The 26627-nt window shown below is 73.6% G+C and carries 21 protein-coding genes; 5 read left to right on the top strand and 16 right to left on the bottom strand.

Features of this window, described 5'->3' with window-relative positions; translation table 11 throughout:
- The 13 genes from BD833_RS16730 to BD833_RS16670 form a co-directional block, all read right to left on the bottom strand.
- Positions 1–1050, bottom strand: coding sequence for a uroporphyrinogen decarboxylase/cobalamine-independent methonine synthase family protein (locus BD833_RS16730; protein WP_243737736.1), 1050 nt, complete (start codon positions 1048–1050; stop codon positions 1–3).
- A 31-nt stretch (positions 1051–1081) separates the two neighbouring features.
- Positions 1082–2179 carry a tRNA 2-thiouridine(34) synthase MnmA gene (mnmA, locus tag BD833_RS16725; RefSeq protein WP_208092719.1) on the bottom strand — a complete coding sequence of 366 codons (1098 nt, stop codon included), beginning with the start codon at positions 2177–2179 and terminating at the stop codon, positions 1082–1084.
- A gap of 2 nt (positions 2180–2181) precedes the next feature.
- Complete coding sequence (locus BD833_RS16720; RefSeq protein ID WP_166534284.1) at positions 2182–3372, bottom strand: cysteine desulfurase family protein; 1191 nt, start codon at positions 3370–3372, stop codon at positions 2182–2184.
- Positions 3369–4757 carry an MFS transporter gene (locus BD833_RS16715; protein ID WP_243737735.1) on the bottom strand — a complete coding sequence of 463 codons (1389 nt, stop codon included), beginning with the start codon at positions 4755–4757 and terminating at the stop codon, positions 3369–3371. The genes BD833_RS16720 and BD833_RS16715 overlap by 4 nt, the downstream gene beginning before the upstream one ends.
- 129 nt (positions 4758–4886) lie before the next feature.
- A complete protein-coding gene (locus BD833_RS16710; protein ID WP_166534283.1) occupies positions 4887–5849 on the bottom strand; it encodes an electron transfer flavoprotein subunit alpha/FixB family protein in 963 nt (320 codons plus the stop codon).
- 46 nt (positions 5850–5895) lie between these two features.
- Complete coding sequence (locus BD833_RS16705) at positions 5896–6675, bottom strand: electron transfer flavoprotein subunit beta/FixA family protein (RefSeq protein WP_166534282.1); 780 nt, start codon at positions 6673–6675, stop codon at positions 5896–5898.
- 117 nt (positions 6676–6792) lie between these two features.
- Positions 6793–7911 (bottom strand): L-cysteine desulfhydrase Cds1, encoded by a 1119-nt coding sequence (cds1, locus tag BD833_RS16700; RefSeq protein WP_166534281.1) that lies wholly within the window; start codon positions 7909–7911, stop codon positions 6793–6795.
- Complete coding sequence (locus BD833_RS16695) at positions 7908–8990, bottom strand: ABC transporter ATP-binding protein (protein WP_166534280.1); 1083 nt, start codon at positions 8988–8990, stop codon at positions 7908–7910. Before BD833_RS16695 ends, cds1 begins: the two co-directional genes overlap by 4 nt.
- Positions 8987–9865, bottom strand: coding sequence for an ABC transporter permease (locus BD833_RS16690; protein WP_208092718.1), 879 nt, complete (start codon positions 9863–9865; stop codon positions 8987–8989). Before BD833_RS16690 ends, BD833_RS16695 begins: the two co-directional genes overlap by 4 nt.
- Entirely contained in the window at positions 9862–10671 is an 810-nt protein-coding gene (locus BD833_RS16685) for an ABC transporter permease (protein WP_243737734.1), read from the bottom strand. The genes BD833_RS16690 and BD833_RS16685 overlap by 4 nt, the downstream gene beginning before the upstream one ends.
- Before the next feature lie 95 nt (positions 10672–10766).
- A complete protein-coding gene (locus tag BD833_RS16680; RefSeq protein ID WP_166534279.1) occupies positions 10767–11921 on the bottom strand; it encodes an ABC transporter substrate-binding protein in 1155 nt (384 codons plus the stop codon).
- A 144-nt stretch (positions 11922–12065) separates the two neighbouring features.
- Positions 12066–12851: an enoyl-CoA hydratase/isomerase family protein gene (locus tag BD833_RS16675; RefSeq protein ID WP_166534278.1), complete on the bottom strand. Its 786-nt coding sequence runs from the start codon at positions 12849–12851 to the stop codon at positions 12066–12068.
- Positions 12852–12889: 38 nt separating this feature from the next.
- A complete protein-coding gene (locus BD833_RS16670) occupies positions 12890–13657 on the bottom strand; it encodes an ABC transporter ATP-binding protein (RefSeq protein WP_243737733.1) in 768 nt (255 codons plus the stop codon).
- A 107-nt stretch (positions 13658–13764) separates the two neighbouring features.
- Between BD833_RS16670 and glgX the strand changes: the two genes are divergently transcribed.
- Together glgX and BD833_RS16660 are read left to right on the top strand one after the other, a co-directional pair.
- A complete protein-coding gene (gene glgX, locus BD833_RS16665; RefSeq protein WP_243737732.1) occupies positions 13765–15936 on the top strand; it encodes a glycogen debranching protein GlgX in 2172 nt (723 codons plus the stop codon).
- Positions 15937–15967: 31 nt separating this feature from the next.
- Positions 15968–16684 (top strand): Clp protease N-terminal domain-containing protein, encoded by a 717-nt coding sequence (locus tag BD833_RS16660; protein ID WP_243737731.1) that lies wholly within the window; start codon positions 15968–15970, stop codon positions 16682–16684.
- 139 nt (positions 16685–16823) lie between these two features.
- On the opposite strand, the gene BD833_RS16655 is transcribed toward BD833_RS16660, so the two are convergent.
- From BD833_RS16655 to glgP, 3 genes are all read right to left on the bottom strand, one after another.
- A complete protein-coding gene (locus tag BD833_RS16655; RefSeq protein WP_166534276.1) occupies positions 16824–17351 on the bottom strand; it encodes a hypothetical protein in 528 nt (175 codons plus the stop codon).
- Between the two features lie 81 nt (positions 17352–17432).
- Positions 17433–18383, bottom strand: a complete 951-nt coding sequence (locus tag BD833_RS16650; protein ID WP_166534275.1) for an FHA domain-containing protein — start codon at positions 18381–18383, stop codon at positions 17433–17435.
- Positions 18384–18538: 155 nt separating this feature from the next.
- Positions 18539–21088, bottom strand: a complete 2550-nt coding sequence (glgP, locus tag BD833_RS16645) for an alpha-glucan family phosphorylase (RefSeq protein WP_166534274.1) — start codon at positions 21086–21088, stop codon at positions 18539–18541.
- Between the two features lie 156 nt (positions 21089–21244).
- Between glgP and BD833_RS16640 the strand changes: the two genes are divergently transcribed.
- The 3 genes from BD833_RS16640 (at position 21245) to BD833_RS16630 (ending at position 26590) form a co-directional block, all read left to right on the top strand.
- Positions 21245–23278 carry an alpha-1,4-glucan--maltose-1-phosphate maltosyltransferase gene (locus BD833_RS16640; RefSeq protein ID WP_166534273.1) on the top strand — a complete coding sequence of 678 codons (2034 nt, stop codon included), beginning with the start codon at positions 21245–21247 and terminating at the stop codon, positions 23276–23278.
- 130 nt (positions 23279–23408) lie between these two features.
- The gene (treS, locus tag BD833_RS16635) at positions 23409–25226 is read left to right on the top strand and encodes a maltose alpha-D-glucosyltransferase (protein WP_166534272.1); all 1818 of its coding nucleotides are present in this window, start codon (positions 23409–23411) and stop codon (positions 25224–25226) included.
- Positions 25223–26590, top strand: coding sequence for a maltokinase N-terminal cap-like domain-containing protein (locus BD833_RS16630; protein WP_166534271.1), 1368 nt, complete (start codon positions 25223–25225; stop codon positions 26588–26590). Before treS ends, BD833_RS16630 begins: the two co-directional genes overlap by 4 nt.
- Positions 26591–26627: the final 37 nt, after the last annotated feature.

Here is a 26627-nt window from a genome sequence, read left to right as displayed (position 1 = left end):
CTACTCCGGCAGCAGGTACTTCGCCGCTTCGCGGACCTGCCGCATCGCCGCGCGGGCGTAGGCGGGCGTCGCCCCGGCCAGCCCGCACGCCGGGGTCAGGGTGACCGCGGCCGGCAGGTCGTCCGCGGGGAAGCCGAGCTCGCGCCACCAGGCCGCCACCCGGGAGGCCGTCGCCTTCGGCGCCGGCAGGGTCGCATCGGTGCCCGGCACGACGCCGGGCAGCAGGTGCACGCCGGCCTCGACCGCGGTGCCGACCGCGTCCAGGTCCTGGACGAGGCCGAGGTCGAAGGAGAGGCCGCCGGCGCCGGCGGCGCGGAGCAGGTCCAGCGGCACCCGCCGGTCGCAGCAGTGCACGACCACCGGGCCGGGCAGGGCCCGGATCACCGCGGCCAGCTCCTGCTCCACCACGTCGGCCGCCACGGCCCCGAGCTTCCCGAACCCGCTGGCGGTGGGCAGCCCGCCCTGCAGGACGGCCGGGAGCGACGGCTCGTCGAGCTGCACCACGACCCGCGCGCCGGGCACCCGGGCCCGCACGGCGGCCACGTGGGCGGCGAGGCCCTCGGCCAGGGACTGCGCGAGGTCGCGGCGGGCGCCCGGGTCGACGACGGCCCGGTCCCCGCGGGTGCGCTCGAGGCCGGCGGCCAGCGTCCACGGCCCGGCGGCCTGCACCTTGAACGGGCCGGTCCACCCTTCGGCGACGTCGTGCAGCGCGTCGAGGTCGCGGGCCAGGAACTCCTCGGCCCGCTGGTGGTCGATCCCGGGCCGCGGGACCAGCCGCCAGCCGGCCGGCGTCAGGTCCACGGCGAGGTCGACCAGCAGCGCGGCCGAGCGGCCGAGCATGTCCGCGCCCGGCCCGCGGCCGGGCAGCTCGGGCAGGTGCGCGAACCCCGGCAGCTCCCCCACCACCGTGCGCAGCGCCTCGGCCGGGTCGGCGCCGGGCAGCGATCCGACGCCGGAGGCACCTCCCCACGGCTCAGGAGCCGGGACCGGCTCCGCAGCGCCGTCCCCGCCGGGCAGGACGAGGGCGGGGGGATCGGGCGGGGTGGTCACGACGGCGACGGTAGCCGTCCGGTGGTCCGCCTCAGCGACCGACCGCGGCCGGCCGCCTGCGGGTGGCGCGGATCGCGGCCTGGCCCAGGACGCGGTCACCGCGCACGGCGTCGGGCTCGTAGAGGACGGCGGACTGCCCGGCCGCCACCCCGCGCTGCACCGCGTCGAGGGCGATCACCAGCCCGCCGTCGGCGCCCGCGACGACCTCGCAGGGCACCGGCTCCCCGTGCGCCCGCAGCTGCACCTGGGCCCGCAGCGGCAGGGCCGGCGCGGCCGACGTCCAGGTCGCCCCCGCCGTCGTGATCTCGTCCACCCCGGCGAGCTCGGCGGTGCCGATGGTGACGGTGCGGGTCACCGGCTCGATGCCGAGCACGTAGCGAGGCTCCTGGTCGCCGGTGCTGACGCCGAGCCCGCGCCGCTGGCCCACGGTGAACCCGTAGGTCCCCTCGTGCGCACCGACCGTGGCACCGGTGGCGGCGTCGACCACCGGCCCCGGGCGACTGCCGAGCCGGCGGGCCAGGAAGCCGCGGGTGTCGCCGTCGGGGATGAAGCAGATGTCGTGCGAGTCGGCCTTGGTGGCCACGGCGAAGCCGCGCTCGGCGGCGATCTCCCGCACGCGGTCCTTGGTCATGCCACCGAGCGGGAACACCGCCGCGGCCAGCTGGTCGGCGGTGAGCACGCCGAGCACGTAGGACTGGTCCTTCGCCGCGTCCACCGAGCGGCGCAGCTCGCCGTCGGCCAGCCGGGCGTGGTGGCCGGTGACCACGGCGTCGAAGCCGAGCGCCCGCGCCCGGTCCAGCACCGCGGAGAACTTGATCTTCTCGTTGCACCGGAGGCACGGGTTGGGGGTGCGGCCGGCGGCGTACTCGGCCACGAAGTCGTCGACGACGTCCTCGGTGAACCGGTCGGCCATGTCCCAGACGTAGAACGGGATGCCCAGCTCGTCGGCCACCCGCCGGGCGTCGTGGGAGTCCTCGACGCTGCAGCACCCGCGGGAGCCGCTGCGGAGGGCCTGCCGGTCCTGCGACAGCGCGAGGTGGACGCCGGTGACGTCGTGCCCCGCGTCCACCGCGAGCGCGGCGGCGACCGCGGAGTCCACTCCCCCGCTCATGGCGGCCAGGACGCGCACGGTCAGCGCCGTCCCATGCCGGCCCGCCGGGCGCGCTCGACCACGGGGCCGATCACGTCCAGCAGTGCGTCGACGTCGGCGTCGGTGCTGGTGTGGCCGAGGCTGAACCGCAGCGAGCTGCGCGCCCGGTCGGGATCGGCGCCGACGGCGAGCAGCACGTGGCTGGGCCGGGCGACGCCGGCGCTGCAGGCGGAGCCGGTGGAGCACTCGATGCCGCGGGCGTCGAGGAGCATGAGCAGCGCGTCGCCCTCCGCACCCGGGAAGGAGAGGTGGGCGTTGCCGGGCAGCCGGCCGGGCCCGGAGCGCACCACGTCGTCCAGTGCCGGGCCGTTGAGCTGGGCATCGGGCACCTGGCCGACGACCCCGGTCACCAGCCGGTCGCGCAGGTGCGCCAGCTCCGCGGCGCGCTCCACCCGGCCCTCGACCGCCGCGGCCGCCGCCACGGCGAGCCCGACGATCGCGGCGACGTCCAGGGTGCCGGAGCGGACGTCGCGCTCCTGGCCGCCTCCGTGCAGCAGCGGCGTGCACTCCGCCTCGCGGCGCAGCAGCAGCGCTCCCACGCCCATCGGCCCACCGAGCTTGTGCGCCGTCATCGTCAGCGCGTCCACGCCGCTGGCGCCGAAGTCGACCAGCACCTGGCCGACCGCCTGCACCGCGTCGGTGTGCAGCGGCACGCCGACGTCGTGCGCCGTCGCGGCGAGGGCGGCGATGTCGCTGACCGTGCCGATCTCGTTGTTGGCCCACATCACGCTGGCGACGGCGACGTCGGTCCCGTCGCCCAGGGCCTCGGCCAGCGCCCGCGGCGTGACCCGCCCCGACGGCTCCACGGAGAGCCAGGTGACCTCGGCGCCCTCGTGCTTGGCCAGCCACTCCACGCTGTCGAGGACGGCGTGGTGCTCGGCCGGGCTGACCACGATCCGGCGACGGCGGGAGTCGGCCTGCCGCCGGGCCCAGAACAGCCCCTTGACGGCGAGGTTGTCGCTCTCGGTGCCACCGCCGGTGAACAGCACCTCCGACGGGCGGGCGCCGAGCGCCTCGGCCAGCCGCTCACGCGCCTGCTCGGCGGCGCGGCGGGCCGCCCGGCCGCTGGCGTGCAGGGAGGAGGCGTTGCCGACCCGGCCCAGCTGCTCGGCCATGGCGGCCACGACCTCGGGGAGCACCGGCGTGGTCGCCGCGTGGTCGAGATACGTCATGACGCAGCCAATGTAGTCGCGCCCTCTGCAGCGCCTCGGCTCGGCGACGTGGTGCGGCCGGCGATGCCCGCGCCCAGCAGCGCGGGAACGGTCAGGACGGCGACCGCGACGAGGACCGCGGGCCACAGCGGGCCGTCGCCGTCGGCAGCACCGGCCACCAGCACGCCGGCGAGCCCGACGAGGAGGGCCGAGGCCGTGACATCGGAGATCTGCAGGGCCGCCGAGTTGGCGCCGCGCTCGGCCTCCGGCGACTGGTCCAGCAGGAGCACGCCGACGCTCGGCATCCCCAGGCCCATGCCGACGCCGGCCAGCCCCCACGTCAGGTAGGCCGGCCAGCCGCCGAGCCCGGGGACGGCGATCGTGGCGGTGGCGGCCAGACCGGCGGCGAGCACGAGGCACCCCGCCCGCAGGACCCGCTGGCGGGGGAGGTCGGGCCGCCGTCCCTGGAGCTGCGCGGCGAGCACCCAGCCGACCGCACCCGCGGTCAGCGGCAGCCCGGCGGTGGCGGCGCTCCAGCCGTGCTGCTCGGTCAGCACGAACGGGATCAGCGCGTCCATGCCGAAGAAGGCGCCGGCGAGCAGCCCGCGGGAGGCGACGACCGCCGGGATCCCGGCGCGGGCCCGGACGGTGCCGCGGGGCAGGAGGCGGCGCAGCCCGAGGCCGAGGGCGGCGGCACCCGCGACGGCGAGGGCGACGGCGACGAGGTCCAGGCGCTGGCCGGCGTACTGGAGCGCCGCGATGCCGGCACCGGTCAGCAGCGCCCAGCCGGCCTTGCTAGGCCGCGGTGTCCCGCCACCGGCAGGTGCCTGCCCGGGCCCGGCGGTGAGCAGCAGCGCCAGCCCGGCCGCCACCAGCGGCACGAGCCCGAGGAAGACGCCGCGCCAGCCGACGTGGGTGGTCACCAGGCCGGCGGCCAGCGGGCCGATCAGCGCGGGCAGCACCCAGCCCGCCGCGAAGGCGCCGAACAGGCGGGGCCGCAGCCGTGAGGAGTACGCCTGCCCGGCGATGACGTAGAGCAGCACGATGACCACCCCGGCGCCGAGCCCCTGGACGGCGCGGCCCAGGACGAGCACGGCCATGTGCTGGGCGATCCCGGCGATGACCAGGCCGGCCGCGAACACCAGCACGCCGGCCAGGACGCCCCGGCCGGGAGCTCGCCGGTCCCCCACCTCCCCGCCGACGACCATGCCGACGACCGAGGTGACGAGGAAGGCGCTGAACGGCCAGGCGTACCAGGCGACCGCGTCGAGCTCGGCCACCGCGCTGGGCATCGCCGTGCCGACCGCCATGGCTTCGAAGGCGATGAGCGTGACGAGGGTCAGCAGCCCGGTCGTCGTCCGCCGGTGGTCGGCGTCCCAGATGCTCTCCTCGGCCCGACCGTCCACGTTCCGCCCAACCCTGCATCGCCGCGTGTGCTTCCCGTTCGGCGGCGATATTCCCGGTGTTGAGCCCGGAGCGGCGTCGAGCGCCGATCCCCGCAGGGATCGGCGCTCGACGGTGGAGCTGCTGTGCCCTTACTTGCGGGCGTTGATCTGCTCGGTGGCGGCCGGCACGACCGTGTTCAGGTCGCCGATGACACCGAAGTCGGCCAGCTCGAAGATCGGGGCCTCGGGGTCCTTGTTGATGGCCACGATGGTCTTCGAGGTCTGCATGCCGGCGCGGTGCTGGATCGCACCGGAGATGCCGACGGCCACGTAGAGGTTCGGCGAGACGGTCTTGCCGGTCTGCCCCACCTGGAAGGAGTGGGGGTAGAAGCCGGAGTCGACCGCGGCGCGGGAGGCGCCGACGGCCGCGCCGAGCGAGTCGGCCAGGCCCTCGATGACCGAGAAGTTCTCGGCGCTGGCGACACCGCGACCGCCGGAGACGACGATCGAGGCCTCGGTGAGCTCGGGGCGGCTGCTCTTCTGCTCCACCACGCGCTCGACCACGCGGACCTGCTTGGCGGCGTCGCTGATCGACACCGACACCGGCTGCTCGGCGCCCGCGGCCGGAGCCGGCTCCGGGGTGACCGAGTTGCCGCGCAGGGTGTAGATCGGGGTGCCGACCGTCACCTGCGAGTGCACGATCGTCGCCCCGGCGAAGGCCGCCTGGGTGGCGGTGCCGTCGGAGGCGATCTCGGTGACGTCGGTGAGGAAGCCGCTGCCGGTCTTGATGGCCAGGCGGGCGGCGATCTCCTTGCCCTCCGGCGAGGAGGGGATGACGACGGCGGCGGGCGACTTCTCGCTCACCAGCTGCGCCAGCACCTCGGCCTTGGGGGCCACGAGGTAGGCGTCGACGTCGTCGGACTCGGCGACGTAGACGGTCGCGGCGCCGTACTCCGCGAGGGCGTCCTTGACACCGGCGGCCGTGCCCGGCGCGCCGAGGACGACGGCCGACGGCTCACCGAGCGCACGCGCCGCGGTCAGGGCTTCCAGGGTGGTCTTGCGGACTCCGCCGCCGGCCGGGTTGAGCTCGGCCAGGACCAGGACCTCTGCCATAACTAGTTGGTCTCCTCTGCAATCGGTCTGTCGAACCGGGCCGTGCTCAGACGATCTTCTGGCCGGCGAGGTAGTCGACGAACTTCTGCGCGCCGTCGCCCTCGTCGGTCACCTTCACGCCCTCGCCCTTGGGCGGGCGGCCGGCGAAGTCGAGCACCTTGCTGGTGGCGCTGGCCAGGCCGACGCTGCCGGCGTCGAGGCCGAGGTCGGCCAGCGACCTGGTCTCCACCGGCTTCTTCTTGGCGGCCATGATCCCCTTGAACGAGGGGTAGCGCGGCTCGTTGATGGTGTCCCAGGTGGAGATGATCGCCGGCAGCGGGGCCTCGAGCGCCCAGAAGCCGCCGTCGGTCTGCCGCTCGACCTTCGCCGTGCCGCCCTCGATGGTGACCTTGCGGGCACCGGAGAGCTGCGGGAGGCCGAGGCGCTCGGCGAGCAGGGCCGGCATGACACTCAGCTGGGCGTCGGTCGCCTCGGCACCGCACATGACCAGGTCGTACTCCATCTGGCCCAGGGCCGCGGCGATGACCGCCGAGGTCTGCACCGCGCAGGAGCCGTGGATGGCGTCGTCGACGACGTGCACGGCCTTGTCGGCGCCCATGGACAGCGCCTTGCGGATGGCGTCGGTGGCGGAGTCGGGGCCGACGGTCAGGACGGTGACCTCGCCGCCCTGCGCCTCCTTGATGGTGAGCGCCTCCTCGATGGCGTACTCGTCCATCTCGTTGATGACGTTGTCCGCAGCGGCGCGGGCGACGGTGTTGTCGGCCGGGTCCAGCTTGCGCTCACTTCCGGAGTCCGGGACCTGCTTGACTAGAACGACGATGTTCATCGCGCTGAACCTTCCTCAGGACGCGTTCAGGATGCGGGCACGGTGGCCCGCCTGGCTCCGATGATGGAGGTTACTGCGGAGTAACGCTGCCGCGCGCCGAGGGGCCGGTGACCCCGGTCACGGGCTCCGGACGGGGACGGCCGGCCACTCCCCGGTGGCGGCGAAGCGGTCCAGCGTCTCGGTGTGCGGCGCGAGGTCCAGCCCCTGCGCGGCCACCCAGTCGTCGGAGTAGTAGGTGCGGGCGTAGCGCTCGCCGCCGTCGCACAGCAGGGTCACCACGCTCCCCCGGCGCCCGGCGGCCACCAGCTCGGCCACCAGCCCGAAGGCGCCCCACAGGTTGGTGCCGGTGGAGCCGCCCGCCCGGCGGCCGGTGGCCCGCTCCAGGTGCCGCATGGCGGCCAGCGACGCCGCGTCGGGTACCGCGATCATCCGGTCGACGATCGTCGGCACGAACGAGGGCTCGACCCGTGGCCGGCCGATGCCCTCGATCCGCGACGGCGTCCCGGTGGTCCAGCCGCGGTCGCCGGTCTCGTAGCCGGGCAGGAACGCCGAGTTCTCCGGGTCGACGACGGCCAGCCGGGTCGGGAAGCGGCGGTAGCGCAGGTACCGGCCGATCGTCGCGCTCGTGCCGCCCGTGCCGGCCCCGACGACCACCCACTCCGGCACCGGGTGCCGCTCGGCGGCGAGCTGCTCGAAGATCGACTCGGCGATGTTGTTGTTCCCGCGCCAGTCGGTGGCCCGCTCGGCGTAGGTGAACTGGTCCAGGTAGTGCCCGCCGCAGTCCGCGGCGAGCCGGCGGGCCGCCTCGTACATGTCCGAGGCCTTCTCGACGAACGTGCACCGGCCGCCGTGGAACTCGATCAGCGCCACCTTCTCCGCGCTGGTCGACCGCGGCATGACCGCGACGAACGGCAGCCCGAGCATGCGGGCGAAGTACGCCTCGCTCACCGCCGTCGACCCGCTGGAGGACTCCACGACGGTGGTGCCCTCGGTGATCTGCCCCGAGCACAGGCCGTAGAGGAACAGCGACCGCGCCAGCCGGTGCTTGAGGCTGCCGGTGGGGTGCGTCGACTCGTCCTTGAGGTAGAGGTCGACGCCCCACTCCGGGGGCAGCGGGTAGACCAGCAGGTGGGTGTCGGCGCTGCGCCTGGCGTCGGCCTCCACCGCGGCGACGGCGCGGTCGACCCAGGCGCGGTCCCCGGCGCCGGACCGGTCGACGACGACGCCGGTGGTCATGCCGGCACCACGAGCACCGGCCGGTCGGCGGGGACGACCGTGACCGGGGCGCCGGGCACGAGCGCCTGGCTCTCGGCGCTGGCGACGTCGATGCGCACCTCGACGCCGTCGGGCAGGACGACGAGCACCCGCGTGGAGGCGCCGGAGAAGGTCCGGGTGACCACGCGGCCCGCCCCCACCGGGTCCGCCGTCACCACGAGCGACTCGGGGCGCACCAGCGCCACCACCGGGCCGCCCGAGGGGGCCGCCCCGCTGACCGGTCGGCGGGTGCCCAGCAGCTCGACCGCACCGCCGCCCAGGGTCGCGGGCAGCCGGTTCATGGTGCCGACGAACTCGGCCACGAAGGCGGTCGCGGGCCGCTCGTAGAGCTCGTCGGGCGAGGCCACCTGCTCCAGCCGGCCGGCGCGCATGACCCCCACCCGGTCGGCGACCGAGAGCGCCTCCGCCTGGTCGTGGGTGACGAACACCGCGGTGATGCCCAGCTCCAGCTGGATCCGGCGGATCTCCTCGCGCAACTGCACGCGCACCTGGGCGTCCAGCGCCGAGAGCGGCTCGTCGAGCAGCAGCACCTTCGGGGCCACCGCCAGCGCCCGCGCCAGCGCGACCCGCTGCTGCTGACCGCCGGAGAGCTGGTGGGGGTACCGGGCGGCGCGGTCGGCCAGGCCGACCAGCTCGAGGAGCTCCGCGGCCCGCGCCGTCTGCTCCGACCTGGGCCGCCGGCGGACCCGCAGCCCGAAGGCGACGTTCTCGGCCACCGTCAGGTTGGGGAAGAGGCTGTAGGCCTGGAAGACCATGCCCATGTCCCGCTTGCTCGCCGGGACGTCGGTGACGTCCCGGCCGTCGAGCAGCACCTGCCCGGCGTCGGGCCGGTCGAACCCGGCGATGGCCCGCAGCGCCGTCGTCTTGCCGCACCCGGAGGGGCCGAGCAGGGCGAGGAACTCCCCGCCGGCGATCTCCAGGTCCAGCCCGTCGAGAGCCACGACGGAGCCGTAGCGCCGGGTCAGGCCCGCGAGCCGGATGGGCACTCCGGGAGAGCTTCCCGGGCCCGCCTCCGCGGTCCGCAGCGAGGTGGCGGTCATGCGGTCTCCTTCGTGCCGCGCCGGCGGTCCAGCGCGGAGATCATCAGCAGCAGCATCCAGGTGACCAGCAGCGACAGCACCGAGACCGCCACCGACAGCTGTGGCTGCGAGCCGGAGATCCGCACGATCCAGGTGGGGAAGGTCTCGAAGCCCAGGATCACCGCGATCGTGTACTCGCCCATCACGAGGGCGAGGGTGAGGAACGATGCGTTGAGCACCGACGTCCGGAGGACCGGCAGGACCACCGAGACGAGCACCCGCGGCCACGAGGCGCCGAGGTTGCGGGCGGCCTCGGTCAGCGTCTTCAGGTCCGATCCGCGAACCCCCGCGTCCAGCGCGCGGTAGACGAACGGCAGCGCCAGGACGACGTAGACGAGGACCAGGATCCAGGGCAGCGCCGGCTCCTGGAGGGCGAAGAACGCCTCGGCGAGCGGCGTCCCGTAGAAGTAGTCGGGCGCCCAGGCCAGCACGCTGCGCACCCCGACGACCAGGGCGATCGGCGGCAGCATCAACGGCATGAGGGTGAGCAGCTCGACCGTCGTCCGGAGCCGGGGCAGCCGGATGTCCACCAGCACCACGGTCGGCACCATCAGCAGCAGGGCGATGACGACGGTCAGGCCGGCGATGGCCAGGGACCGCGTGATGGCCTCGACGAAGCCTTCGGCACCCGGGATCTCGGCGTAGGTCTCCAGCGAGACGCCGTCGCGCTCACGGACCGTGAACCACACCGACGCGGCGATCGGCACGAGGAAGTACAGGCCGAGGAGGGCCAGGACGGCGTACCGCCAGGCGCCGGTACGCCGTCGTCCCGGGCGGACAGGGGTCTGCGGAGCGACCCCGCCGGCGCCGGCCACCCCCTCGACGAGGGCCGTCATGCCAGCCACCGCTGGGTGCGGCGCTGGACCCAGGCGTAGAAGATCATCACCAGGCCGATGAGCACCACCATGCCCAGGGCCAGGGCCTTGCCGCGGCTCTCCGAGCCGACCACGACGTCACCGGAGAGGGAGTTCGCGATCTGCAGGGTGACCAGCGGGACGCTGCTGCCCACGAGCGCGGCCGCGGTGGCGTAGGCGGCGAAGGCGGATGCGAACAGCAGCATCGTCGCCCCGAGCACCGGCGGCGCCAGCACCGGACCCCCGACGTGGCGCCAGTACTGCCAGCCGCTGGCCCCGAGGTTGTCGGCGGCCTCCCGCCACTGGGACCGCAGCGCCTCGAGCGCCGGGACGATCGTGAGCACCATCAGCGGGATGAGGAAGTACAGGTAGACCAGCCCCAGGCCGGTCATCGAGTACAGGGAGAACCCGCCGAGCCCCAGTCCGAGGGTGTCCCTGAGCAACGCGGTGACCACGCCCAGGTTGCCGATGGTGGCGATGAAGGCGAACGCCAGCGGGATGCCGCCGAAGTTGGCCAGGACGCCGGAGGCGGTGAGCACCAACCGCCGCAGCAGCCGGCTGCGGCGGGCACGGAGGATCGCCACGGCGAGCGCCAGGCCCAGCACGGCACCGAGCAGCGCGGTGATCCCCGACAACTGCAGGCTGCCCACGTAGGCCCGCCGGTAGGGCCCCTCGGTGATCGCGGCCACGGAGTCGGTGGACCAGGTCTCGGCGAAGGTGACCGGGTCGGTCGCCCGGAACGCCTCGACCGCGAGCACGCCGATCGGCAGCATCAGGAAGACGGCCACGTAGAGGAAGAACGGCAGCGCGCCCAGGACGACGAGCGCGCGGCCGCGCCGGCCCCTCCCGCGAGGGACCGGCGCGACCTCGGTCGCTGCGGTACTCAGCCGGACATCTCCGCGTTCCAGCGTTCGCCGACCACCTGCTGCGCGGCGGTCTCCTGCTCCGCGGTCGGGAACGCCGCGGTCCCCTCGACCTCGGGCAGCGTCGCGAGCGCCTCGGCGTCCGCGGTGCCGGCGTCCTCCATCTCCGGCAGCCGCACCGGCCGGGCGCCACCCTTCAGCCAGATGTTCTGGCCCTCGTCGCTGTAGAGGAACTCCTCCCAGAGGCGGGCGGCGGCCGGGTGCGGGGCGAACCTGCTGATCGCCTGGCTGTAGTAACCGCCGAAGAGCCCGTCGGACGGGACGTGCACCTCCCAGTCGACGCCCTCCTCGGCGAAGGTGTCGGTGAACGAGGCGTTGAGGTAGTCCCAGTCGATCGCGATCGGCGTCTCGCCGCTCTGGATCGTCGCCGGGGTGATCTCGACCGGGTTGAAGTTGCCGACCTGCTTGAGCTGCGAGAAGAAGTCGATCCCCGGGCCGATGTCGTCGAGGCTTCCGCCGTTGGCGAGCGACGCGGCCCACACGCCGCTGAACGCGGCTGCGGCCGAGGTCGGGTTGCCGTTCAGCGCGACCTTCCCGGCGTACTGCGGGTCGAGCAGGTCCTCGAACGTGGTGGGGCACTCGTCGATGACCGTGGCGTTGCAGCCGAAGGAGATGTAGCCGCCGTAGTCGTTGAACCAGTGGCCCTCGGGATCCTTCTGATCTGCGGGGATCTCGTCCCAGGTCTCCACCTGGTACGGCGCCGTGAGGCCCTCCGCCTTCGCCTGGCGGGCGAAGTTGGTGCCCAGGTCGAGGACGTCGGGGGCGCGATCCTGGCCCCGCTGGCTCTCGACGGCGTTGAGCTCGTCCTGGCTGTTGCCGTTCGGGTTGGCGCTGTTGATCTCGATGTCGTACTTCTCGCTGAAGGTGTCCAGCATCTCGCCGTAGTTGGCCCAGTCCGGCGGCAGCGCGATGACGTTCAGCTCGCCCTCGGCCTGGGCGGCCTCGACGAGGGCGTCCATCCCGCCGCCGTCCTCGACCGAGGTGGCGGTGGCCCAGTCCGAGCCGCTCCCGCCGGAGCCGCTCCCGCCGGAACCGCCGTCGTCGGAGCCGCAGGCGGTCAGCGTCAGGCCCGCCGTCACGACCGCGACCGCGGCCCGCAGGGTGCTTCGTCGCACGTGTCCTCCTGGTGTGGAGCCGCGCCGACCGGGGTCCGGTTGACCCCCGTCACGCGGCTCGGGGATTGTCGCCGACGCGGTACCGCGGTGGGCAGTACCGGGAGCTGACCGTTACGCGACCGTTGGGCTCGGGACCGCCGGCGGTCAGCGAGCGGTGAAGGTCGCCTTGCCCGGTCCGTTCTCCAGGAAGGAGCGCATGCCGGCGGCCTGGTCCTCGGTGTCGAACAGCCCGGCGAACAGCCGGCTCTCCAGGTCCAGCCCCGCGTCCAGCGGCAGGTCCAGCCCCTCGTCGATCGCCCGCTTGGCGGCGGCGAGCGCCAGCGGCGGGCCGGCGGCGAGCTTGCGCGCCATGGCCGTGGCCGTGGCGTACACCTCCGCGTCGGGGACGACGGCGTCGGCCAGCCCCATCTCCAGGGCCTCCTCCGCGCCGACGTGCCGGCCGGTGAACACCAGGTCCTTGGCGCGGGCGGGGCCGACCAGGCGGGCCAGCCGCTGGGTGCCGCCGGCCCCCGGGATGACGCCGAGCAGGATCTCCGGCTGGCCGATCTTGGCCCCGGCCCCCAGCACCCGGAAGTCGGCGCACAGCGCCAGCTCGTAGCCACCGCCCAGGGCGTAGCCGGTGACCGCGGCGATGACCGGCTTGGGGATGGCCGCGACCGCCCGGAAGGAGTCCTGCAGCTCCTTGCCCCAGGCGGTCATGCCCGCGGCGTCGAGCTGCGACATCGCCTTGATGTCGGCGCCGGCGGCGAAGACCCGCTCGCCGCCGTAGATCACCACCGACCGCACGTCGTCGCGGTCGCCGGCCTCTCCCGCGGTGGCCCGCACCTCCAGGTGGAGCTGCTCGTCGATCGCGTTCATCTTCGGGCGGTCGAGCCGGATGGTGCCGACCCCGTCCTCGACCTGCAGGGTCACGAACTCGCGCTCAGCCATGGCCGCACCCTAGCCAGCCGCGGGACCGGCCGCCCCGCTCAGCGTGCGCGGCGGGCGGTGAACCGGCCGTCGGTGCGGGTCAGCTCGAGCGCGACCCCGAAGGTGTCGGAGAGGTGCGCCGCGGTCAGCACGTCGTCCGCCGCCCCGGCCGCCACGACCGCGCCGTCGCGCAGCAGCATCGCGTGGGTGTAGCCGGGCGGGATCTCCTCGACGTGGTGCGTGACGAGCACCTGGGCCGGCGCATAGTGGTACTTCGCCAGGTCCGAGAGCCGGGCCACGAGGTCCTCCCGGCCGCCGAGGTCGAGGCCCGCGCCGGGCTCGTCGAGCAGCAGCAGCTCCGGATCGGGCATCAGGGCTCGGGCGATCTGGGCGCGCTTGCGTTCCCCCTCGCTCAGCGTGCCGAACGGCCGGTGCGCGAACTGGGCGACGCCCCACTGCTGCATCAGCATCCCGGCCCGGGTCAGGTCGTGGACGTCGTAGCGCTCCCGCCAGCGGCCCACGACGGCGTAGCCCGCCGACAGCACGATGTCGCCGGTGCGCTCCGCCGGCTCGATCCGCTGCGCCAGCGCCGCGCTGGTCAGGCCGATCCGGGGGCGCAGCTCGAAGACGTCGACCGCCCCGAGGGTCTCGCCCAGCAGCCGCACCTCGCCGCGGGTCGGGTGCATGTGGGCCGCGGCCAGCTGCATGAGGGTCGTCTTGCCCGCCCCGTTGGGCCCCAGCACCACCCACCGGTGGTCGGCCTCGACGAGCCAGTCGACGCCGCGCAGCAGGTGGTTCTGCCCGCGCACGACGTCGACGCCGGTCATCCGTACGACCGCCCCCTCGGGGGCGCCAGGGTTCGACACGTCCCCCATCCAACCTTCCCCGGCGTCCCTGCGCCCGCTCCGGTGCCCGAGACGGCACGATCACGCAGGTGAGCCATTCCTCCCCCGTCACCCCGGTCCCCGGCGTGCTCCCGGGGATGCCCAGTCCCCTGGGCGCCTCGTGGGACGGCCGCGGGACGAACTTCGCCCTGTGGTCGGGCGGCGCCTCCGCGGTCGACCTGTGCCTGTTCGACCCCGACGGCACCGAGCACCGCCACCGGCTGGAGGAGACCACCCACCAGGTGTGGCACGGCCGACTGCCCGGGGTGGGGCCGGGGCAGCGCTACGGCTACCGGGTGCACGGCGGCTACGACCCGTTCTCGGGCTTGCGCTTCAACCCGGCCAAGCTGCTGCTGGACCCCTACGCGCGGGCCGTCGACGGCGAGCTGCGGTTGGACGAGGCGCTCTTCGGCCACCCCTTCGACGCCCCGGACTCCGCCACCCCCGACGACCGGGACTCCGCGCCCCACGTGCCCCGCGGCGTGGTGGTCCACGACCCGTTCCCGTGGGACGGCGACCGGCCGCTGCGCCGGTCCTGGTCGGACACCGTGATCTACGAGTTGCACGTGAAGGGGGCGACCGCCGCGCACCCCGACGTCCCGCCGCACCTGCGCGGCACCTACGCGGGCCTCGCCCACCCGGCCTTCGTCGGTCACCTGCGCGACCTCGGGGTGACCGCGGTGGAGCTGCTGCCCGTGCACCACTTCGTCAGCGAGCCGCACCTGCTGCGCCGCGGCCTGACCAACTACTGGGGCTACAACACCCTCGGCTACTTCGCCCCGCACGCCGGCTACAGCTCGTCGGGCACCGGCGGCGGGCAGGTGACGGAGTTCAAGACGATGGTGAAGGAACTGCACGCGGCCGGGATCGAGGTGATCCTCGACGTCGTCTACAACCACACCGCCGAGGGCGACCACACCGGGCCGACGCTGTCGTTCAAGGGGATCGACAACCCCGGCTACTACCGCCTCGACGGCGGCAACCGCGCCCGCTACACCGACTACACCGGCTGCGGGAACACCCTGGACGTCCGCCGCCCGGCGGTGCTCGGCCTGCTGATGGACTCGCTGCGGTACTGGGTCACCGAGATGCACGTCGACGGCTTCCGGTTCGACCTCGCCTCGGCGCTGGCGCGCTCGCTGCACGACGTCGACCGGCTCTCGGCGTTCTTCGACGTCGTCCACCAGGACCCGGTGGTCAGCCAGGTGAAGCTGATCGCCGAGCCCTGGGACGTCGGCCCGGGCGGCTACCAGGTGGGCAACTTCCCGCCGCCGTGGACGGAGTGGAACGGCCGGTACCGCGACACGGTGCGCGACGTGTGGGCCGGGGCGCACGGCGGCGTCCGCGACCTCGCCTACCGGCTGACCGGCTCCTCGGACCTGTACCGCTCCGACGGCCGCCGGCCCTTCGCCAGCGTCAACTTCGTCACCGCGCACGACGGCTTTCCGATGGCCGACCTGGTCGCCTATGAGCAGAAGCGGAACGAGGCCAACGGCGAGGAGAACCGGGACGGCGAGAGCCACAACCGGAACTGGAACTGCGGCGTCGAGGGGCCCACCGACGACCCGGCGGTGCTGGAGCTGCGCGCCCGCCAGGTCCGGAACCTGCTCACCACGCTGCTGCTCTCCACCGGCGTGCCGATGCTCACCGCCGGCGACGAGCTCGGCCGGACCCAGCGGGGCAACAACAACGCCTACTGCCAGGACAACGAGCTGTCGTGGCTGGACTGGGGCTCGGTCGACGAGGACCTGCTCGCCTTCGTCACCCGGCTGGTGCGGCTCCGCCGGGGCACGCCCGTGCTCCGCCAGGAGGCCTTCTTCGAGGGCCACGAGCTGCCCGGGACCGGCGGCACCCGCGACCTCGCCTGGTTCGCCCCCGCAGGTGGCCAGCTCACCACCGGCGACTGGTTCGACGCCGGGCTGCAGACCATCGGCATGTACCTCGACGGCCGCGGCATCCGGCACCGCGACGAGCACGGCCACCCGATGGTCGACGACTCCTACCTGGTGCAGCTGCACGCCGGCCCCGACCCGGTCACCGTCACCCTGCCCGGCCCGCCGTGGGCCGACGGCTACGAGCTCGTCGTCTCCACGGAGTACCCGACCGGCGCCCCGCCGAAGCCGACCTTCCTCGCGCCCGGCCCGGTGGAGCTCCCCGCCCGCTGCGTCTGGCTGCTCCGGGTCGAGCGTCGCCCAGAGCCGAGTGCGTCAACCAACGGTTGACGACGTCTCATCGTCAACCTACGGTTGTCGCATGACGCCTCCGCAGATGCCCCCGACCGTCCGGCTCGACGACCTCATCTCGGCGATCCAGAAGGTGCACGACGAGCCGCTCGAGCAGCTCACCGATGCGGTGCTCGCCGCCGACCACCTCGGCGACGTGGCCGACCACCTGATCGGGCACTTCGTCGACCAGGCCCGGCGCTCCGGGGCCTCGTGGACCGAGATCGGCCGGAGCATGGGCGTCACGAAGCAGGCCGCGCAGAAGCGCTTCGTGCCCAAGGACCCCCCGCTGGACCCGGAACAGGGCTTCACCCGCTTCACCCCCCGCGCGCGCAACGTGGTCGCCGCCGCGCAGGAGGAGGCCCGGGCCGCCGGCAACGCCGAGGTGGGAACGACGCACCTGGTGCTGGGCCTGCTCGCCGAGCCCGAGGGGCTCGCCGGTCACGCGATCACGGCGCAGGGGGTCGCGCCGGAGACCGTGCGCGCGGCCGCGACCGCCGCCCTGCCACCGGCCTCGGGCGAGGTCCCCCCGCTGATCCCCTTCGACGGGGCGGCCAGGAAGGCGCTGGAGCTGACCTTCCGCGAGGCGCTGCGGCTCGGCCACAACTACATCGGCACCGAGCACGTCCTGCTGGCGCTGCTGGAGCAGGAGGAGGCGGCCGGGCTGCTCTCCGGCATCGGCCTCGACAAGACCCGCGTCGAGCGGGACCTGGCCGCAGCGCTGGCCGCGCTCGCGCCGCCGGCCTGATACCCGCAGCCGAGCAGGAGCCGGCCCGCCCGGTCGACCGAACCCGACGATCGGGCAGTTGCGGTCGCCGACACGGGCCGACCCGCCGCGGGCAACGGCTGAAACTGCCCATTCGCCGAGCCCCGGGCGCGACGGCGGGTCATCCCCGGTCGATGCGCACCGGGTGGTCCAGGCCCGGGCCGTAGGACCACAGGTTCAGGTCCTCGTCGGCCTCGTCGAGAACCCCGACGACGTCGCCGAGGGGGTGGATCCCGATGCCGCTGCCGGCCACGTCCACGACCACCGACAGCGGCCCCGACCCGTCCGGCGAGTCGTCCAGGTAGTGGACCAGCAGCGCCTCGCCCCCGGCGGTCCCCGCGGCGTCGTCCCCGCGCATCCGCACCAGCGAGCCCGGTCGCGGCGATCCGGGCGGCACGGGCCCTACGGGCGCCGCGAGCACCCAGTGCACCGTCGCGCCGTGCGCGCCGTACTCGATCGCCTCGCCCGGGTACCAGACCACCCACGTCGGCCCGGCGACGTCGCGGCACCGCCCGTCGGCGTCACGCACCCACATGCGGCCGGAGAGCAGGATCAGCAGGACCTTCTGCGACAGCCGACGCGCGGTCACCGGCAGGTGGCCCGCCGAGCTGAGCGCGAGTTCGTGGGCGGTGTCCGCCTCCATCTGCATCCGCTGATTCTGCGCTGCCGTCGAACCGGAGAGGCCCAGGACCGGTGCGGTCCTGGGCCTCTCCGGTGCAACGCGGCGCGGCTACTCCTGCGGCTGCTCGAAGGTGATGACGGTCCAGCCCAGCAGCAGCCGGTCGCCGTCGGAGAGCGGGTGGGCCACACCCGGCTCCAGCTGAGTCCACTCGGTGGCCTCGGGGCCGGCGACGTGGGTGCCGTTGAGCGATCCCAGGTCGACCAGGGAGACCTCGCGGCCGGAGCGGGTGAGCGCGGCGTGCGCCGAGGAGAGCACGTTCTGGGTGTCGGCTATCGGCACCGCCCGCGCCGAGCCGCTGGCCACCATCTCGTGGTTGTCGGGACGCCGCCCGAGCACGAGGTCCTCGTCGATGGTGACGACCATGCCGTCGTCGAACCGGAGGATCGGGGCGGCCTCGGACGGGTCGGGCCGCCAGAAGGCGGTCTGCTCGCCGGAGTCGGGGCGCGCGGCCGACGCGCCGCGGCCGGCGCCGAACCCGGCGTCCGTGCCGGTCGAGAACGACGACTGCGCGGGCGCCTGCACCGGGGCCGCGGCGGCCGGAGCGGCCGCGGAGAGGTGCAGCGTCGCGCCGCCACCGGGCACGGTGCCCTCGACGAGGTCGTAGCTGACCCCGGGCGGAGTACCCGGGGCCGACTGGCCGGGGCCGACGTAGAGCGACCGCCCGAGCGCGAAGCCGGTGGCGAGCGTGCCGCCGTCCACCGACGACCCGGAGACGGGGACGCCGTCGACGGCCGGCTGGCCCTTGCCCGCCCACAGCGCGACACCGGTGCCGGCGTCGTTGGACAGGACGAGGGCGAACGAGACGCCGCCGGAGGCGAGCGAGCTCACCTGGCCGGCCACGGCGGCCAGGACGCGGTCGGCGCCGGGGCCCGTCACGCCCAGGCAGGCGTGGAGGGCCGACACGAGGGCGGGCGAACCCGGAGCGTCGACCCACAGCAGGCCGCCGCCACGGCGGGCGACGACGGCATCTCCGGGGAGGACTTCACAGCGGTCGGGCATGGCGTCCAGCCTAGTGATGTCCGGCCGGTCTGGCTGGGCGCGCACCACCGCCACGCCGAGGTGGTCCGACATCACAAGAGGTCACAGTGACCGGCGTGACCTGAGCGCCTGGAGGGGCTCCGTCCCGAGGATGTGACCCCGGGCGGGGTCCTTCCTCACGCGCTGCTGACGACGCCGAGCTCTGCGGGATCCGCCAGGTGCGAAGAGTACGGAAGAACGCGCACCGTGTAACCGAACGCGCCGGTCCGCTCCAGCGGCAGCGTGGCGGTGAACCAGTGCCTCGACCCGTCGGTGTGCTCGTGGGCCATGGGCACCGTCGTCACGTCGTGCAGGCCGTCGGCGTCGTCGACCCGGCCGTAGGCGGCCTGCACCTCCACGTCCGCCGGCGCGAGCCCGGGCAGCTCGACCTCCGCCCGCAGCGCCAGGCTCGACCCGATCTCCGGGGTGTCCCCCGCGCCGACCGCCTCGACGTGCGCCACCCGGACGTCGTGCCAGTGGTGCAGCAGGTGCGCCCGCCAGGAGGCCTCGGTGCGGGCCGGCGCGTAGCCGTCGGTGGCCATCGAGCGCGCCGAGCCGGCCGCCGGCACGTACAGGTCGCGGACGTAGTCGCGCACCATCCGCGTCGCCTGCACCTTGGGCCCGGTCTCCCGCAGCGTGTGGCGCACCATCTCCACCCACCGGCCGGGCACGCCGTCGCCGTCGCGCTCGTAGAAGCGCGGCAGCACCTGGTTCTCCAGCAGGTCGTAGATGGCGCGCGCCTCGACCTCGTCGCGGCGGTCGGCGTCGGTGACGCCGTCGGCGGTCGGGATCGCCCAGCCGTTCTGGCCGTCGAACCACTCGTCCCACCACCCGTCGCGGATGGACAGGTTCAGCCCGCCGTTGAGCGCCGCCTTCATCCCGGACGTGCCGCAGGCCTCCAGCGGGCGCAGCGGGTTGTTCAGCCAGACGTCGCAGCCCCAGTACAGGTAGCGCGCCATGCCGATGTCGTAGCCGGGCAGGAAGGCGATCCGGTGCCGGATGGCGGGGTCGTCGGCGAACGCGACCATCTGCTGGATGAGCTTCTTGCCGCCGTCGTCGGCCGGGTGGCTCTTGCCCGCGATGACCAGCTGCAGGGGGCGCTCGGGGTCGAGCAGCAGCGCCTTGAGGCGCTCGGGGTCCCGGAGCATGAGGGTCAGCCGCTTGTAGGAGGGCACCCGCCGGGCGAAGCCGATGGTGAGCACGTCGGGGTCGAACGCGGTGTCGGTCCAGCCGACCTCGACCTCGCTGGAGCCCCGGGAGAGCGCGGTCTCCCGGATGCGGCGGCGCACCTCGTCGACGAGCCGGCCCCGGAGCATGCGCCGGGTGCTCCACAGGTCGGCCGCGGGGATCTTGTCGACCCCGTCGAAGTGCACCGGCCCGTCGACGTCGACCGGATCGCCCTGGCTGGAGGTCTGGGTGCCCATCTCGACCAGCTCGCGCGCGGTCCAGGTGGGGGCGTGCACGCCGTTGGTGATCGAGCGGATGGGCACGTCGCGCTGGTCGAAGCCGGGCCACAGGTCGTTGAACATGCCGCGGCTCACCTCGCCGTGCAGCTCGCTGACCCCGTTGGCGCGCTGGCCCAGCCGCAGGCCCATGTGCGCCATGTTGAACTTCGCCGGGTCGTCCTCGGCGCCGAGCGGCAGCAGCTGGTCCAGGGGGACGCCGAACCCGGCGAAGTAGCGCTCGATCAGCGCCTTCGGGAAGCGGTCGATGCCGGCCGGGACGGGCGTGTGCGTGGTGAAGACGGTGCCGGCGCGGACGGCCTGCAGCGCCTCGGCGAAGGTGAGCCCGTGGGCCTCGGTGAGCTCGCGGATGCGCTCCACGCCCTGGAAGCCGGCGTGCCCCTCGTTGGCGTGGAACACCTCCGGCTGGGCGGTGCCGGTCAGCGAGCAGTAGGCCCGCAGGGCCCGCACGCCACCGATGCCGAGCAGCATCTCCTGGCGCAGCCGGTGGTCCTCGTCGCCGCCGTAGAGCCGGTCGGTGACCAGCCGCTCCGACGGCGCGTTCTCCTCGATGTCGCTGTCGAGCAGCAGCAGCGAGACCCGGCCCACCTGCGCGCGCCAGACGTGCGCGTGCAGCGTGCGGCCCTCGGGCAGCGGCACGGTGATGACGACGGCCGATCCGTCGGACTGCCGGAGCAGCTTGATCGGCAGGCCGTGCGGGTCCAGGGACGGGTAGTGCTCCAGCTGCCAGCCGTCGGCGGACAGGCCCTGGCTGAAGTAGCCGGCCCGGTAGAGCAGCCCCACCCCGACCAGCGGGACGCCGAGGTCGGAGGCGGCCTTGAGGTGGTCGCCGGCCAGGATGCCCAGACCGCCGGAGTACTGCGGGAGCACCTCGCTGATGCCGAACTCGGCGGAGAAGTAGGCGATCGTCGCGGGCGCCTCGTCGCCCAGCGACTGGTACCACCGCGGGGTCGAGAGGTACTCCTCCAGGTCGTCCACCGCGTCGGTCAGCCGGCGGACGAAGCGGCGGTCCTTGGCCAGCGCGGCCAGCCGCTCGGCCGACACCTCGCCGAGCGCGCGGACCGGGTCACCGCCGCAGCTCTGCCACAGGTCGGGGTCCAGGGCCTCGAAGAGGTCCCTGGTCTCGGCGTGCCACGACCAGCGCAGATTGCTGACCAGCTGGGACAGCGGCAGGAGCGGCTCGGGCAGAGCCGCGCGGACGGTGAACCGACGGAGAGCTCGCACCCGGCGAGCCTAACGAGTTCCGGGCACACCGCCAGGCCGCCGGAACCGGCCCCGGTCGCCGGCACACCCGTCCGCGGCAGCCCCAACGGGTGAGACCGGAGGGGCGGATGAGCGGCCGAGATGCTGGTGGGGCGGTGGCTCGATAGCGTGGCAGGGATGAATGGCCGCGCTGACCTCCGCCTCGGCATCACCGATGTCGCCCCCGTCGTGTCCTGCGGGTCCTTCTCCGCCCGCGCCGTGGTCGGGGAACACCTCCCGATCACCGCCACCGTCTTCCGCGAGGGCCACGACGCCGTCGCGGCGAACGTCGTCTGGACGCCGCCCGGCGGCGACGGCGACGTCGGCCCGCTGCGCCGGATGGCGAAGTACGGCGAGGAGCCCGACCGGTGGCTCACCACCGTCGTGCCCGACCGGGAGGGCTCCTGGACCTTCCGCATCGAGGCGTGGAGCGACCCGCTAACCACCTGGCGGCACGCCGTCGAGGTGAAGGTCGAGGCGGGTCAGGGCGCCGACGAGCTGGCCAACGACCTCGAGGAGGGCGCCCGCCTGCTCGACCGGGTCGCCGCCGAGGCCGACGAGGAGCACCGCGGCCGGTTCACCGCCGCGGCCGAGGCCCTGCGCGACACCTCCCTGGAGCTCACCGTCCGCATCGCCCCGGCGCTGGCCGCGGGCCTGCAGCGGTACCTCCACGACCACCCGGTCCGCGAGCTGGTCACCAGCACCGAGTCCTTCGAGGTCTGGGTGGACCGCCGCGAGGCGCTGTACGGCTCCTGGTACGAGTTCTTCCCGCGCTCGGAGGGCCCGGTCGTCGCCGGGCAGGCCACGCACGGCACGTTCACCACCGCCGGCGACCGGCTGCCGGCCATCGCCGACATGGGCTTCGACGTCGTCTACCTGCCCCCGATCCACCCGATCGGCACGGTCAACCGCAAGGGGCCGAACTCGGCGCAGTTCCCCGGCGGCAACCCGCACGACATCGGCCCCGACGAGGTCGGCTCCCCGTGGGCGATCGGCAGCGCCGAGGGCGGCCACGACGCCGTCCACCCGCAGCTGGGCACCATGGAGGACTTCAAGGCCTTCGTCGGCCGCACCCGCGAGCTGGGCATGGAGGTGGCGCTGGACCTGGCCCTGCAGGCCGCGCCCGACCACCCGTGGGTGGAGAAGCACCCGGAGTGGTTCACCACCAAGCCCGACGGCACCATCGCCTACGCGGAGAACCCGCCGAAGAAGTACCAGGACATCTACCCGATCAACTTCGACAACGACCCCGAGGGCCTGTACGCCGAGGTGCTCCGGGTCGTGCGGGTGTGGATGGACGCCGGCGTGCGGATCTTCCGCGTCGACAACCCGCACACCAAGCCGCTGAACTTCTGGCACTGGCTGATCTGGGAGGTCAAGAAGACCGATCCGGACGTCCTGTTCCTCGCCGAGGCCTTCACCCGGCCGGCGATGATGCACCAGCTGGCGCGGATCGGGTTCACGCAGTCCTACACGTACTTCACCTGGCGCACCCAGCGGCAGGAGATCGAGGAGTACGGCCGGGAGCTGGCCGAGAACGCCCACTACATGCGGCCGAACTTCTTCGTGAACACCCCGGACATCCTCCACGAGTCGCTGCAGTTCGGCGGCCCGCCGATGTTCAAGATCCGGGCCGTGCTCGCGTCGATGCTGAGCCCCACCTGGGGCGTCTACTCCGGGTTCGAGCTGTTCGAGCACGTGGCGGTCAAGCCGGGCAGCGAGGAGTACCTCGACAGCGAGAAGTACCAGCTCCGGCCCCGCGACTGGGCCGGGGCCGAGGCGTCGGGCCGCAGCCTGGCGCCGTACCTGCGCCGGCTGAACGAGGTCCGGCGGGCCCACCCGGCGCTGCAGCAGCTGCGCACGCTCCGGTTCCACCAGGTCGACAACCCGAACCTGCTCTGCTTCTCCAAGACCGACCCCGGCTCGCAGGACGCCGTCCTCGTGGTCGTCAACCTGTCCAGCCGGGACACCCAGATCGGGACGACCGCGCTGCACCTCCCCGAGCTGGGCCTGGACTGGCACGAGCGCTTCTCGGTCACCGACGAGCTCTCCGGCGCCCGGTACGACTGGGGCCAGTTCAACTACGTGGAGCTGGACCCCTACCGGGAGCCGGCGCACGTCTTCGCGGTCACGTTCCCGCGGCCCGTGCAGTTCCCCCCGCCCGTCGCCTGAAAGAGGACCCCGTGCCCCCCGCCGCGCTCGCGCTCGCGACGGGACCCGGCACGGGGGCCACCCCGCCGCGCCCGCAGGCGGGCCACGACATACCGCCCACAGCACCGACCCAGAGGGGAACCCGCTCCCGATGACCGTTCCCGTCCCCGATTCCCGCGGCAGCCACTCCCCGCTGCCGCCGCCGGGCACCGACCCCGAGTGGTACAAGCGCGCGGTCTTCTACGAGGTCCTGGTCCGCGGCTTCGCGGACAGCAACGCCGACGGCGTCGGCGATCTCCGCGGCATGATCGACAAGCTCGACTACCTCCAGTGGCTGGGCGTCGACTGCCTCTGGCTCCCGCCGTTCTTCGCCTCGCCGCTGCGCGACGGCGGGTACGACGTCAGCGACTACACCGCCGTGCTGCCGGAGTTCGGCAACATCGAGGACTTCCACGAGTTCCTCGACGCCGCCCACGCCCGCGGCATGCGCGTGATCATCGACTTCGTCATGAACCACACCTCGGACCAGCACCCGTGGTTCCAGGCCAGCCGCAGCGACCCGGACGGGCCCTACGGCGACTTCTACGTGTGGGCCGACGACGACACCGGCTACGCCGACGCGCGGATCATCTTCGTCGACACCGAGAGCTCCAACTGGACGTTCGACCCGGTCCGCAAACAGTACTTCTGGCACCGCTTCTTCTCCCACCAGCCGGACCTCAACTTCGAGAACCCGAAGGTGCAGGAGGCGATCATCGACGCCCTGCGCTTCTGGCTGGACCTGGGTATCGACGGCTTCCGGCTCGACGCCGTGCCCTACCTCTTCGAGGAGGAGGGCACCAACTGCGAGAACCTGCCGCGCACCCACGAGTTCCTCAAGCACGTGCGCAAGATCGTCGACGAGAACTACCCCGACACGGTCCTGCTCTGCGAGGCCAACCAGTGGCCGGCCGACGTCGTCGAGTACTTCGGCGAGGACGGCGACGAGTGCCAGATGGCGTTCCACTTCCCCGTCATGCCGCGCCTGTTCATGGCGGTGCGCCGGGAGCAGCGGTTCCCGATCTCGGAGATCATGGCCCAGACGCCGGACATCCCCGACAACTGCCAGTGGGGCGTCTTCCTCCGCAATCACGACGAGCTGACGCTCGAGATGGTGACCGACGAAGAGCGCGACTACATGTGGGACGAGTACGCCAAGGACCCCCGCATGAAGGCCAACATCGGCATCCGCCGCCGGCTGGCCCCGCTGCTGGACAACGACGTCAACACCCTCGAGCTGTTCAACGCGCTGCTGCTGTCACTGCCGGGCTCCCCGGTCCTGTACTACGGCGACGAGATCGGCATGGGCGACAACATCTGGCTCGGTGACCGCGACGGCGTCCGGACCCCGATGCAGTGGACGCCGGACCGCAACGGCGGCTTCTCCACCGCCGACCCGCAGCGGATGTACCTGCCGCTGAACGGCGACCCGGTCTACGGCTTCCAGGTCACCAACGTCGAGTCGCAGCTGCGCAACAGCAACTCGCTGCTGCAGTGGGTGCGCCGGATGATCCAGGTCCGGGGTCAGCACCCCACGTTCGGGCTGGGCAGCTACGCCGAGATCGGCTCCCGCAACCCGACGGTGCTGTCCTTCGTCCGCGAGTTCGGTGACGACGTCGTGCTCTGCGTGAACAATCTGTCCCGGTTCCCGCAGCCGGTGGAGCTGGACCTGCGCCGCTTCGAGGGCTACACCCCGGTGGAGCTCACCGGGCGGGTGGAGTTCCCGCAGATCGGCGTCCTGCCGTACATGCTCACGCTGGCCGGGCACGGCTTCTACTGGTTCGAGCTGTCCAAGCCCACCGAGCCGGCTCCCGACGAGCACGAGGACTGGGCCAACGCCACGTCCAGCGCCGTCGCCGACTCCCTGCTGGCCGCCGGTGTGGTCAGCGCCGCCGACGAGCCGTCCGACGAGTCCGGAGATGCCCGATGAACGCGCTCACCGACCTGTTCCGCGAGTGGATCCCGCAGCAGCGCTGGTTCGGCGGCAAGGGCCGCGAATGGGCCGGCGTCACCGAGGACGGCTTCTTCCTCGACCGCGGCAACCCGGTGCTGTCGGTGCACCGGGTGCGGATCGAGTACGCCGACGGCGGGCGGGACACCTACCTGGTGCCGCTGTCCTGGCGCGACCAGCAGTCCGAGGAGCTGGAGCACGCCTACATCGGGGCGGTCGCGGGCGAGGGCCAGGAGAGCTACGCCTACGACGCGATGCGCGACCGCGAGTCCACCGCGCCCTGGCTGATCCACCTGGCCAACGGCTCGTCGGTGGGGCCGATGCACTTCTCCCCCGCCGGCGAGGGCGACATCCCCGAGGGGCTGCCCGGCGACATCGTCTCCACCGAGCAGAGCAACACCTCGCTGGTCTACGGCCAGGAGGCGATCTTCAAGCTCTTCCGGCGCCTGGAGCCGGGGCTGAACCCCGACGTCGAGGTCCACCGTGCGCTCCGCCGGACCGACAACGAGCACATCGCGCCGCTGCTCGGGCACGTCGAGATCGACGACGCCGCCGGCGGCGAGCCCGCCACGGTGGCCATGCTCCAGACGTTCGTGCCGAACGCCAGCGACGGCTGGCGACTGGCCACCGCGAGCGTCCGCGACCTCTACGCCGAAGGCGACCTGCACGCCGACGAGGTGGGCGGCGACTTCGCGGCCGACAGCGAGCGGCTCGGGGCGGCGACCGCCTCGGTGCACGCCGACATGGCCGCGGTGCTGCCGACGGAGCCGGCCGCGCCCGAGTGGTACGCCACCGTGGCGCGGCAGATGACCGAGCGGCTGGCCGCGGCGATCGAGGTCGTCCCCCAGCTCCGGGAGCACGCCGACGGCATCCGGGAGGTCTACGCGGCCGTCGCCGGCAGCAGCGAGCCGGTGGTGCGCCAGCGGGTGCACGGCGACCTGCACCTCGGCCAGGTGCTGCGCACCGCCACCGGCTGGATCATCCTCGACTTCGAGGGCGAGCCGGCCCGCCCGCTCGCCTCCCGCCGCGAGCTCGACAGCCCGCTGCGGGACGTCGCCGGGATGCTGCGCAGCTTCGACTACGCCGCGCGCCACATGCTCGTGGAGCAGCCCGAGGACACCCAGCGCGCGTACCGCGCCCAGGAGTGGGCGGCCCGCAACCGGGCCGCGTACTGCGCCGGCTACTCCGAGGCCAGCGGGCTCGACCCGTGCGGCGATTCACCACTCCTTCGGGCGTTCGAGGCGGACAAAGCCGTTTACGAATGCGTCTACGAGGCGAGGAACCGTCCGCACTGGCTGATGATCCCGCTCCAGTCGCTGGCCCGGCTCGCCGGACGCGACTGAGCTGCCGAACCCGACGGACCAGAGCACCGAGAACGGA

The organism is Blastococcus xanthinilyticus (genome assembly GCF_008124835.1).
Taxonomy (GTDB): Bacteria; Actinomycetota; Actinomycetes; order Mycobacteriales; family Geodermatophilaceae; genus Blastococcus; species Blastococcus xanthinilyticus.
The sequence above is the reverse complement of the archived record's forward strand: the minus strand, read 5'-3'. Positions and strand labels throughout refer to the sequence as shown.